The organism is Actinorugispora endophytica (genome assembly GCF_004363075.1).
Lineage (GTDB): Bacteria > Actinomycetota > Actinomycetes > Streptosporangiales > Streptosporangiaceae > Actinorugispora > Actinorugispora endophytica.
Map to the genome: position 1 here is coordinate 57,010 of NZ_SNYN01000009.1, position 11,681 is coordinate 68,690.

Sequence of the window (11,681 nt, forward strand, 5' to 3'; positions counted from 1 at the left end):
GGTTACGGACAGAGCGGCCAGCAGCAGGCGTACGGCGCCGAGCAGCAGGCGGGCTACGCCCAGCCCTCCGGCGGCCAGCAGGGCTACGCGCAGCCGGACCAGCAGGGTTACGGACAGAGCGGCCAGCAGCAGGCGTACGGCGCCGAGCAGCAGGCGGGCTACGCCCAGCCCTCCGGCGGCCAGCAGGGCTACGCGCAGCCGTCCGGCGCCCAGTACCAGCAGGGCTACGCGCAGCAGGACCAGCAGGCCCCCTACCCCGGCTACAACGCGGGGGACTCCGAGGCGACGATCGTGCAGAGCCCGGTGACGGGGGACGACGTCCTGGCGGGGGAGCGCGCCGCCCAGGACGCGATCCAGCACGGCTGGTACCCGCAGGCGACGGCCGAGCCGGCCGCCGACCAGGCGCCGCACCGCGACACGCCGTTGGACTCGTTCTTCCGTTCGGAGGACCAGAACGCCGCCGACCAGACGCAGCGCGCCGATTCCGGCCAGAGCGGGCAATACGGGACCGGGGGCTACGCGGGCCAGCCCTACGAGACGCCCGGTGGGTACGGCGACGGTTACGCCTCTGACCAGCAGCGACGCCCCGCTCCGGAGGCGGACGGCTCGTGGCCGGGGCAGTACCGCGACGACGACCGGCGCTGAGTCCGGAGCCCCCGAGAACCGACGAAAGGACGGGGTAATCCCCTGGATCCGTGAGAACGAACAGCGAGCCGCTGTTTGTTACATGATATTCAGGGGATTACCACGCAACGCGCTTGACGTATAGCAACGCCCGCGCGTGTAATTTCAAGGTGTGATTCCACCCTCCCGGGGGTCGTAATGGGGGGGTACATCCAGGGGGGCAATAGGAGGTGCGCATGAGCGAGGTTATCCCGCTGGCGCACGGCTCGGATGAAGATCTGGGCTGGCAGGAGCGCGCGCTGTGCGCGCAGACCGATCCCGAGGCGTTCTTCCCCGAGAAGGGCGGCTCGACGAGGGAGGCCAAGAAGGTCTGCCACTCGTGCGAGGTGCGGTCGGAGTGCCTGGAATACGCGCTGGAGCACGATGAGCGCTTCGGCATCTGGGGGGGACTCTCCGAACGGGAACGCCGTCGGCTCAAGAAGGCGGCCGGACAGGATTTCGATTTCCTGGCCGACATGTTGTAGGTGAGTCGAGCATGTGGGGGCGTGTGTCCTGGTTTTTTTATCCGGGGCACACGCCTTTTTTGTAGTTTCTTTACCACCCGAAATTACGGGACCTGCGGATCCGCGCGCGGCGCGGTCGGGGCGCGGCCCGGGCACGGTTCCCGATACCGTCTGTGTTCCGGAACGGTGACGAGGCCCCGGAGCGTGCTTGACTGGCGTATCGTGATCAGCCGCGCCAGCGGTCTGACCGCAATAGCCTTTTAGTCCCCTTAAGAAACCTCCGAGGCGAACAGCAGCAGTGCTACCCCTGGACCCCGCCCGCCACATCGTCACGGCCGTCGTGGTGACCCACGACGGAGCCCGGTGGCTGCCCGAGACACTGGAAGCGGTCCGCTCCCAGACCCGACCCGTTCAGCGGGTCATCGGAGTGGACACCGGAAGCCGTGACCGCAGCGGCTCGATCCTCGCCGAGTACATCTCGTCCGAGTCGATCCTCACGCTGCCGCGCGACACCAGTTACGGCGACGCCGTCCAGGCGGCGCTGGACCATCCCCGTTCGCGCACCGAGTTCCCGGCCGCGGACGACGCCGTCGAGTGGATCTGGCTGATCCACGACGACTGCACGCCCGACCCCGAGACGCTCAAACAGCTCCTCCTCGCGGCCGGGGACAACCCCCGCGCCACGGTCCTGGGGCCGAAACTGCGCGACTGGTTCGACCGGCGGCTCCTGCTGGAGATCGGCGTCACCATCGACGGTGCGGGCCGCCGCGAGACCGGCCTGGAGCCCCGCGAGTTCGACCACGGCCAGCACGACGGGAACCGCCAGGTCCTGGCGGTCTCCAGCGCCGGGATGCTGATCCGCCGGGACGTGTGGGAGACGCTCGGCGGGTTCGACCCGTCACTGCGGCTGTTCCGCGACGACATCGACTTCTGCTGGCGGGCCGGGGGCGCGGGCCACCGGGTCCTCATCGTCACGGACGCCGTCGCCTACCACGCCGAGGCCGCCGCGCGCAGGAGGCGGCGGATCCACGCCACCAGCGACCACCCCCGCCGGGTGGACCGGCGCAACGCCCTGTACGTGCTGCTGGCCAACCTCCCCTTCGGCGCGATGCTGGTCGCGCTGCTGCGGAACTCCTTCGCCTCGGCGCTGCGCGTGCTGACCTACATCGCCGCCAAGCAGCCCGCCAACGCCCTCGACGAGGCGGCGGCCATCACGTCGGTGTTCTTCGTGATGCCGTTCCGCCTGATGGGGGCGCGCGTCAAGCGCCGGAAGGACCGCCGCCGCACCTACAGCGCGATCCGGCCCTTCATGGCGCACGGGGTGGCGATGCGCCAGTTCACCGACGCCGTCTCCAACCTGCTCGGCGGGGGCGCCGCTGACCTGGACTCCGCGGGGCGGCACCAGGCGGTCACCGTGGCGCCCAGCGCCGACGACGACGACCTCCTCCGCGACGACGCGGGCCTGCTGCGCCGCGCGCTCGCCAATCCCGGCGTCCTGCTGGTGATCGGCCTGACCGTCGTCGCCCTGGTCGCCGAGCGCTCCCTGCTGCTGGGCGACCGGCTCGCGGGCGGCGCGCTGCCCCCCGTGTGGGGCGGCGCATCGGACCTGTGGGCGATGTACGTGGCGAGCTGGCACGACGTCGGCATCGGCTCCGACGCGGTGGCCCCGCCGTACATCGGCGTGCTCGCGCTGCTGTCCACGCTGGCCCTGGGCAAGCCGTGGCTGGCGGTCACCGTCATCCTGCTCGGCTGCGTGCCGCTGGCCGGGTTCACCGCCTACCAGCTGGCGCGCAGGGTCCTGCACTACCGACCGGCGCAGCTGTGGATGGCCGCCTCCTACGCGCTGCTGCCGGTGGCCACCGGCGCGGTCGCCCAGGGGCGGATCGGCACGGCGCTGGTCCACGCCCTCTTCCCGGTGCTGGGGCTGCTGGCCACGAGCATCCTCACCCTCAACCCGCGCCGCTCCCGTCGCGCCTCGTGGGCGCTCGGCCTCGTGCTGGCGCTGGCCACGGCGTTCGTTCCACTGGTGTGGATCCTGGCGCTGCTCACCGGAGTCCTCATCGCGGTCACCTTCGGGCACCTCGGCCGCCGCCTCTACGTCAGCCTGGCCATCGGCCTGGGCGCGCCCCTGGTGCTCCTGCTGCCGTGGACACTGGAGCTGTTCGCCCACCCGTCGCTGTGGCTGCTGGAGGCGGGGCTCAACCGTCCGGAGATCTCCGAGGCACGGCTGTCCGCCGAGGCGCTGCTGCTGCTCTCCCCGGGCGGTCCGGGCCTGCCGCCGATCTGGGTCACCGGCGGCTTCGTCGCCGCGGCCCTGTGCGCGCTGCTGCTGCGCCGCCGCCGGATGCTGGTCGCGGTGGGCTGGTGCATCGCGCTGTTCGGCATCCTCATCGCGATCGTGCTGAGCCGCCTCCAGCTCACCCTCCCCTCGGGCGGGGAGAACACCACCGTGTGGCCCGGTGTGGCGCTGGCCTTCGCGGCCACGGCCATGCTGCTCTCGGCCGCCACCGCCGCGCAGTCCTTCGGCCTCCTGTGGCGCCTGGGCGGACTCCGAAGGCTGTTCGCGGCGGCGGTCGCGCTGCTGGCCCTGACCACCCCGGTGGCGGCGGCCGGCCTCTGGATGTGGAACGGGGTGCAGGGTCCGCTGACCGGCGACGCTCCGCCCTCCATCCCGCCCTTCCTGGAGTCCGTCAGCGCCGACGGCACCCAGCCCCGCACACTCGTGGTGTCCCCCGGGGACGGCGCGGTCGCCTACAGCGTGCTGCGCGGGCGCGAGCCCCGCGTCGGCGAGTCGCAGATCCCCGCGGAGGCGGCGCCCAGCGCCGCGCTGAGCGAGGTCGTGGCGGCTCTGGTCGCGGGCCGCGGCGGGGACGAGGCGGCCGCGCTGGCCGAGTTCGGCATCCGCTACGTGCTGATCCCCGCCCCCGAGATCGGCGACGACGTCGACCGCACCCTGGTGGACACCGTGGACGCGCTTCCCGGGCTGGAGCGCCTCCAGCTCACCGACGAGTTCGCGCTGTGGCGGCTGGTCGAGGACACGGGGCGGCTGCGCGTCGTGCAGGAGGACGACGAGGCCGGGGCCCCGATCGTGCTGGAGAGCGGGCCGGTGGACGCCTCGGTCGACGTCCCGGCGGGCCCTCCGGGTCGCAGTCTGGTGCTGGCCGAGCCCGCGGACGGCGGCTGGCGCGCGACCCTGGACGGCGTCGAACTCGTCGGAACCCCCACCGAACTGGGGATGCAGGAGTTCGCGCTGCCCCCGGAGGGCGGTCGGCTGGAGGTCGCCCGGACGGGGATCGTCCGCCAGGTCTGGCTGGTCGTCCAGGGAGCGCTGCTCCTGCTGGTCGTGGTGCTGGCGATGCCGGGCGCCCGTACCGAGGAGGACCTGCGGGAGCAGGCCGCGCAACCGGCCCCGAGGCCCCGTCGGCCGGTCCGCCGGGGCCGGTCCGCGGAGGGGACGCGCCGCGCCAACCGCGGCCACCGCCGCGCCCGACAGCGAGGGAGCTCGTCAAGGTGAAGCTGATCATCGAGAACCGCTTCGCGCTGCTGGGCCTGGTGGTCGTGGCGCTGGCCGCGCTGTTCGGGGTGGCCCAGTTGTCGCTGACGGCGCTGCCAGCCCCGGCCGAGGAAGCCGAGCCCGTGCTGACCCGGGTGGAGTCCGCGGCGCGGGTCTGCCCGCCGCCCCAGGGCGGGGACGCCGAAGCCCGGGTGGCGGCGTTCGCCCCGGAGGGGGACGACGGGGAGAACGGGGGCGCTCTGGCGGCGGCTCCCAACCTTCCCGACGCCGTGCCCTCCGAACCGCTCCAGGAGGCCGGGCGGCCGTGGCTGTACGAGCCGCCGGCCGGGGACGCGCAGGAGGACGAGGACGGCGGGGACGGGGAGGACGGTTCGGGCAGCGCCACCGTCGTGCGCGCGGAGGGCGCGCTCGCGGCCGGCCTCGAAGCCGCCCAGACGACCGTCGGCGACTCCTCGGTGAGCGAGATCCGCTGCGCGGAACCCACGTCGAGCGTCTGGTTCGCGGCTCCCGGCGGGGACCAGCTGGAGGACCTGCGGCTGCACCTGTCCAACATCGACGAGACCCCCGCCACCGTCAACGTCGACCTGTACGCCACCGACGGGCCGTCCTTCTCCGAGGAGACCCGGGGGATCACGGTGGACCCCCGGGGGCAGGTCGACCTCTCGCTGATCCCGCTGGTGGAGACCACCAACGCGGTGGCCGTGCACGTGCGCACCAACGCGGGCCGGGCCGCGGTGGGGCTGTTCGCCGAGCACGAAGGGGGCGGTGCCGACTGGGTGCCGTCCACAGCGGCCCCCGCGACGCGGCACGTCATCCCCGGCGTCCAGGGCGGCGGAGGGAACAAGCGCCTCGTCATCGCCACCCCCGGGGACGAGCCGACCACGGCCGACGTCCGCCTGATCACCCCGGAGGGGGAGGCCGAGGAGGAGGCGCTGGCCTCCGTGGACGTGCCCCCGGCGGCGTCCACCCGGGTGAGCCTGGAGGGGCCGCTGGACAGCAGGCCCGGGACCGTGGTCGTGGAGGCCGACCACCCGGTCGTGGTGGGCGTGGCGATGGACCGCTCCGACGGCGACGACACCGCCTACACGGCGGCCACCGCGCCCCTGGCCGTCGGCCCCGACGCCCGCGCGGTCGCCCCGCCCGCACCGCGGGACACCGGGACCGCGCTGCTCCTGGGCGCGCCCGAGGAGGCGGTCGAGGTCCGGCTGACCCCCGTCGCCTCCGACGGCGAGCGGGGCGAGGCGCTGAGCGTCACGGTCGAGGCGGGGACGACCGTCGTCCCCGAGACCGACCCCGGCGGCGGGACCACCTGGATCGTGGAGGCCGTCGGCGGCGGCCCGCTGCACGCCGCCCGCGCCCTCACCGCGGACGGGGCCCTCAGCGTCCTCCCCCTGCCCCCGGCCCCGGCCGAGGTCCCCCTTCCCGGAGTCGTGGACAGCCTGACAAGCGTGGTGCCCTAGCGTCCGCGCTGCCGTTCCTCTCGTTGATCCTGACCCTTCCGGGGTCACGGATGCGGTCGAGACCCCGGAAAGGTCAAGGTCAGCGGGGAGAGCGGGGCCCGAAAACGGAAGAGGCCACCGCTTCCGCGGTGGCCTCCTGGTCGGGAAGGGATCATGCCTCGGGGTCGACCGTCTCCGGCTCCAGCCCGAGCAGGTTGGCGACCTCCTCGACCACGGTGTCGTAGACGAGCAGGGCCATCTCCTCGGGCTCCTTGGTCCGGATCTCCACAGGACGGCGGTAGACGATGATCCGGGCCTGGCCGGACCTCGCCGTCTCCAGACGGGAGAACGGGATGCCGTCCTCGGCGGTGACCCCCGGTGGGACGCGGGGAACGTCTTCGACGAGGAACTCCACGTTGGCCAGTTCGCGCGCCCAGACGCGTTCGAGGCGCTCGACCGCGTCGAGTACCAGGTCGTCGAAGACCTGTGACCTGCTACGGGTGATCGGAAGCTCGGGAGGAGTCAACGGGCCGCGAACGCCGCGTCCCCGGCGGTCCCTGCGCCGTACCCGTCCGGCCTGAGGTTGGTGAGGGTGCATTCGTCGCACATATCGAGACTAAGCCATGATGGCCCCGCCGCGCAGCCCCGGGGGGCTCGGACGTGTCAGAACCGCCGCCCGGCGCGGACACCGCGTGGAGAAGCTGGCGCGGGAGGCGGGAAAGGGATACCGTCTGTGCTCGTGAGCGTCAGTAGACGCTGCTCACGCACAGCGTGCAGGCAGCCAGCAGTCTTCACGCTCACCTATGTCTACGCGGATTCCACAGCGGTTCTCGGACCGCTCGCCGCCTACGTCGAACCGCACTGCTACGACCTGTGCGCGATGCACGCGGACCGCCTCACCGCGCCGCGCGGCTGGGAGGTCGTTCGGCTTCCCGTCGAGACCTCCACCGGCGGCCCGGGAAGCGACGACCTCGAGGCCCTCGCCAACGCCGTGCGCGAGGCGGGCCGCCCGCCCGCCGCCCGCCCGCCGCAGCCCACCGGCCAGGGGGTGGAGACCACCCGCCGCGGCCACCTGCGCGTCGTCCGGTCCGATCCGGTCCACCCCGACGACCAGCGAGTCCAGCCCCCCGCCCGACGACCGTCCCGGGACGCCTGAGCCCGGGGAGCCGGAACCGGGAGGGCGGCGCCTCCGGTTCCGGAGGCGCGCGACCACGCCGGGTACCGCGTCTTGTACGTTTGGTCCCGCGGGTCCCAGGGGCCTGCGCCGTCCTCAATCGGCCGCACAACGACACGTCCGGAGACGCTGTGGGTGACCTCGGTCAGATCTTCAAGGCATACGACATCCGGGGCGTCATCCCCGACACGCTCGACGCGTCCGTCGCGCGCGCGATCGGGGCGGCGTTCGCGCACGTCGTCGACGGCGGGGAGATCGTCGTCGCGCACGACATGCGCCCCTCCTCCCCCGAACTCGCCGCCGCCTTCGCCGAGGGCGCAAGCGGGCAGGGAGTGAACGTGGTCATGGCCGGTCTCGGCTCGACCGACCTGCTCTACTTCGCCTCGGGGAAGCTCGGCGTCCCCGGTGCGATGTTCACCGCCAGCCACAACCCCGCCCAGTACAACGGGATCAAGATGTGCCGCGCGGGCGCGGCGCCGATCAGCGCCGACACCGGGCTGTCGGAGATCCGGGCCCTCGCCGAGAAGGGCGTGCCCGCGTACGACGGCCCGCCCGGAACGGTCACCGAACGCGACCTCCTCGCCGACTACGCCGCGCACCTGCGCTCGCTGGTGGACCTCTCCGGCATCCGCAGGCTCAAGGTCGTGGTGGACGCGGGCAACGGGATGGGCGGCTACACCGTCCCCGCGGTCCTGGGGGGCGGGCTGCTCGACGCCCTTCCGCTGGAGATCGTCCCCCTCTACTTCGAGCTGGACGGCACCTTCCCGAACCACCCGGCCAACCCGATGGACGCCGAGAACATCGTGGACCTCCAGGCCAAGGTGCGCGAGACCGGAGCCGACATCGGCCTGGCCTTCGACGGCGACGCCGACCGCTGCTTCGTGGTGGACGAGCGGGGCGAACCCGTCTCGCCCTCGGCCATCACCGCGCTGGTGGCGGTGCAGGAGCTCGCCAAGGAGCCCGGGGCGACCGTCATCCACAACCTGATCACCTCCAGCGCCGTCGCCGAGATCGTGCGGGAGCGGGGCGGTGTGCCGGTGCGGACCCGCGTCGGCCACTCCTACATCAAGGCCACGATGGCCGAGACGGGCGCGATCTTCGGCGGCGAGCACTCCGCGCACTACTACTTCCGGGACTTCTGGAAGGCCGACACCGGCATGCTCGCCGCGATGTACGTCCTCCGGGTCCTGGGGAACGACGCGCGCTCGCTGTCCGGGATCACCGCCGAGTACGCTCGTTACGCGGCCTCGGGCGAGATCAACTCCGAGGTCGCCGACCAGGCGGAGCGTGCCGCCGCGGTCGAGGCCGCCTTCGCGGGGCGGGAGGGGGTGGCGAGCGTGGACCACCTCGACGGACTCACGGTGACCTTGGCCACAGGAGGCTGGTTCAACCTCAGGGCCTCCAACACCGAGCCGCTGCTGCGGCTCAACGTGGAGGCGCCCGACGCCGAGGCCATGGCCGAGCTGCGCGACGAGGTCCTGGCGATCGTCCGGGCCTGACCCCGCCCATCCGAGACAGGAAGAACCCGACGCAATGAGCACCAAGATCGACGAGTGGCTGCTGGAAATCCTGGCCTGCCCCAAGAGCAAGGCCCCGCTGCGCCTGGACGAGGAGGCCGGTGAGCTCGTCTGCGACGAGAGCGGCCTGGCCTACCCGATCCGGGACGGAATCCCCGTGCTGCTGGTCGACGAGGCCCGAAGCATCGGCTAGGAAGCGCTTCCCGGATGTTCCGGGGCGAGTGAGCGCTCGTGCGGCCTCCGGCGGCCCCGGGGTCGTGCCCTCCGCACCGCGCGGACGCGTTGCCACGGGTGGAACGGCTTAATCCGGCACATCCGGGGCACACTCGCCAGGACGCGTTCAGGCCGTCGGGGCCGCGTCTCGGCCCCGGGCGGTCCAGGGCGCCCCGAACATGAGGGAACATCCGTGTCACTGGAATTCGAGGAGTACCGGCTCGACGACGTGGGGACCGACCCCGCCCTCGACCCGGGCGGCCTGCTGCGGCAGGCCGCGTCGGCCGGCGCCCAGGTGCGCCAGGCCGCGTCCGCGGCTTCGGAGGCGGGGCTCTCGGCGCTCGCGGAGGAGGGGCGCCCGCGCTCCGTGGTGGTCGTGGGCACCGGTGCCGCGGCGTTCGCCGGCGAGGTCCTGGCCGTCCTGCTCGGCAACGGCTGCCCGGTCGCGGTGCACACCGTGGAGGGCTACCGGCTGCCCGGATGGGTCGGCGGCCACGACCTCGTCATCGCGGTGGCGGCCACATCCGGACAGGAGTCGGCCGGCACCGCCCGGGTGGCGGCCGAGGCGGTGCGCCGTGGCAGCCGCTTCCTGGCGGTCGGCCCGCAGGGCGGGCCGCTGGCCGGGATCGCCGAACAGGCGCGCGCCCCGTACGTGGCGCTCCCGCTGGCCGGTGAACCGCGCGCCATGCTGTGGGCGCTCGTCGTCCCGCTCCTCCTCGCCGTCGGGCGGATCGGGGTGCGCACGGTGCCGGAGGAGGACGTCGAGGCCACCGCGGTGCTCCTGGAGGACGTCGCGCACCGTTGCAGGCCCACCGCCGAGACCTTCGCCAACCCGGCCAAGAGCCTGGCCCTGTCCCTGGCCGGGACGCTGCCCATGGCCTGGGGCGCGACACCGGTGGCCGCGCTCGCGGCCCGGCGCCTGGCCTCCCAGCTCGCCGCCAACGCCCGCTACCCGGCGCTGGCCGGGAGCACCCCGGGGATCGCCTGGGACCAGACGGCGACGCTGACCGGCCCGTTGGGGGCGAGCGGCCCGCGCAGCATCTTCGACGACCCGGTCGAGGGCGGCGGCGCCCGGCTCCGGCTCGTGCTGCTCCGGGACGACCAGGCGACCTCGGAGGAGGACGCGGACCTGGCGGCGGCCGAGCGCCGCGCGGAGGAGGCGGGAGTCCCCGTGAGCGAGGTCTCCGCACAGGGTCGGGGTCCGATGGAACGGCTGGCGAGTTTGATAGCTCTAACCGATTACGCCAGTCTGTATCTCGCAGTGGCTTATGCCGCGGAACCGCTAACAAATACTCTGGTCGTGCGCTAGCGCTGCACACGACCGTTCTGGAGGAGATCGATGCCCGGTCCCGAATCGCTGCTGCCGAGCGATCCGACCTCGTTCGGCGACTACAGCGTGGTCGGACGCCTGGGGCGCGGGGGCCAGGGAATCGTCTACCTGGGTCGTGACTCCGAAGGGGACGAATACGCGGTCAAGGTGCTCAACGAGCAGTGGGCCCAAGACACCGACCTGCGTAAACGTTTCGAGAAGGAGGTCAAGGCCGCGCAGAAGGTGGCCTCCTTCTGCACCGCGGCGATCCACGAGGCCAACCTCGACGCCGAACCGCCGTACGTGGTCAGCGAGTACGTGCCGGGCCCCGACCTCCAGGAGGCGGTGTCCAAGGAGGGCCCCCGCAAGGGCGCCTCGCTGCAACGCCTGGCGGTGTCCACCGCGACCGCGCTGGTGGCCATCCACCAGGCGGGGATCGTGCACCGCGACTTCAAGCCGGGCAACGTGCTGCTGGGCCCCGACGGCCCGAGGGTGATCGACTTCGGCATCGCCCGGGTGACCGACAGCACGGCCACGATGACCAACTCCATCGTCGGCACCCCCTCCTACATGGCGCCCGAGCAGATCGCGGGCAAGAACATCACCGACAAGGTGGACATCTTCGCCTGGGGCTGCGTGATCGCGTTCGCCTCCACCGGCAACGCGCCCTTCGGCGCCGACAGCGTCCCGGCGGTGGTGCACCGGGTGGTCAGCGCGCCCCCGAACATCGACGAGGTGCCCGACCAGCTGCGCGGGATCGTCGCCGACTGCCTCAACAAGGACCCCGACCAGCGGCCCAACGCGCAGCGGCTGCTGATGCGGTTGCTCGGCCACGACGAGGAGGCCGGCCGGGTCTCCACCGACCAGGTGGTCGCCGAGGGCGAGCGCATCGCCGAGCGGCCCACCGGCAGCGGCCCGCACCTGTCCCCCTACGCCCCGCCGACCCCGAGCGGCCCGCAGACCCCCTTCCCCAACAACCAGATGCGCCAGGGGATGGTCCCGCCGCCCACCGGGCCGCAGCAGGGCGGGCGCGGCGGTTACGCCCCGCCGCCTCCGCCGATGCACAACCCGAACCTCACGGGCGGCCTCCCGCCGAACATGACGAGCGGCCTGCCGCACAGCATGGGGCAGCGGCCGCCGATGACCGGCCCCAACCAGGGCTACCCGGGCAACCAGATGCGCCAGGGCCCGCCCCCGCCGGTCCAGAACAAGCAGAACTACCCCCGCAAGCAGCCGGTGGACGACCCCGTGCTGTCGCAGGGGTGGGTGCTGCCCGCCGTGATCGTGGCCATCATCGTCCTGCTGCTGCTCCTGCTGCTGACAGCGATCTCGCAGTAGAGCCGGGGCGGAGACCCCCGCGTTCCGACCGGCCTTCTCGTTGATCTTGA

Annotated in this window: 9 protein-coding genes and 1 pseudogene; 9 read left to right on the top strand and 1 reads right to left on the bottom strand. The window is 72.9% G+C overall.

What is annotated here, in order from left to right; all coding sequences use genetic code 11:
• The 4 genes and pseudogenes from EV190_RS13290 to EV190_RS13305 form a co-directional block, all read left to right on the top strand.
• Positions 1 to 645, top strand: a pseudogene (locus tag EV190_RS13290) (hypothetical protein); the annotation flags it as partial.
• A 215-nt stretch (positions 646 to 860) separates the two neighbouring features.
• Entirely contained in the window at positions 861 to 1,148 is a 288-nt protein-coding gene (locus EV190_RS13295; protein WP_133741865.1) for a WhiB family transcriptional regulator, read from the top strand.
• A gap of 277 nt (positions 1,149 to 1,425) precedes the next feature.
• Positions 1,426 to 4,641 carry a glycosyltransferase family 2 protein gene (locus tag EV190_RS13300; RefSeq protein ID WP_133741866.1) on the top strand — a complete coding sequence of 1,072 codons (3,216 nt, stop codon included), beginning with the start codon at positions 1,426 to 1,428 and terminating at the stop codon, positions 4,639 to 4,641.
• Entirely contained in the window at positions 4,638 to 6,101 is a 1,464-nt protein-coding gene (locus EV190_RS13305; RefSeq protein ID WP_133741867.1) for a DUF5719 family protein, read from the top strand. Before EV190_RS13300 ends, EV190_RS13305 begins: the two co-directional genes overlap by 4 nt.
• 151 nt (positions 6,102 to 6,252) lie before the next feature.
• Here the strand turns inward: EV190_RS13305 and EV190_RS13310 are convergent, their stop codons facing one another.
• Positions 6,253 to 6,678: a metallopeptidase family protein gene (locus EV190_RS13310; RefSeq protein ID WP_133741868.1), complete on the bottom strand. Its 426-nt coding sequence runs from the start codon at positions 6,676 to 6,678 to the stop codon at positions 6,253 to 6,255.
• Positions 6,679 to 6,819: 141 nt separating this feature from the next.
• On the opposite strand from EV190_RS13310, the gene EV190_RS13315 reads away from it, so the two are divergent.
• The 5 genes from EV190_RS13315 (at position 6,820) to EV190_RS13335 (ending at position 11,631) form a co-directional block, all read left to right on the top strand.
• Positions 6,820 to 7,236 carry a DUF3499 domain-containing protein gene (locus EV190_RS13315; protein WP_133741869.1) on the top strand — a complete coding sequence of 139 codons (417 nt, stop codon included), beginning with the start codon at positions 6,820 to 6,822 and terminating at the stop codon, positions 7,234 to 7,236.
• Positions 7,237 to 7,385: 149 nt separating this feature from the next.
• On the top strand, positions 7,386 to 8,753 hold the full coding sequence (locus tag EV190_RS13320) for a phosphomannomutase/phosphoglucomutase (RefSeq protein WP_133741870.1): 1,368 nt from the start codon (positions 7,386 to 7,388) through the stop codon (positions 8,751 to 8,753).
• Between the two features lie 34 nt (positions 8,754 to 8,787).
• A complete protein-coding gene (locus tag EV190_RS13325; protein ID WP_133741871.1) occupies positions 8,788 to 8,964 on the top strand; it encodes a Trm112 family protein in 177 nt (58 codons plus the stop codon).
• Between the two features lie 213 nt (positions 8,965 to 9,177).
• The gene (locus tag EV190_RS13330; RefSeq protein ID WP_133741872.1) at positions 9,178 to 10,293 is read left to right on the top strand and encodes an SIS domain-containing protein; all 1,116 of its coding nucleotides are present in this window, start codon (positions 9,178 to 9,180) and stop codon (positions 10,291 to 10,293) included.
• A gap of 30 nt (positions 10,294 to 10,323) precedes the next feature.
• Complete coding sequence (locus EV190_RS13335; protein ID WP_133741873.1) at positions 10,324 to 11,631, top strand: serine/threonine-protein kinase; 1,308 nt, start codon at positions 10,324 to 10,326, stop codon at positions 11,629 to 11,631.
• The last annotated feature ends 50 nt before the right edge of the window (positions 11,632 to 11,681 follow it).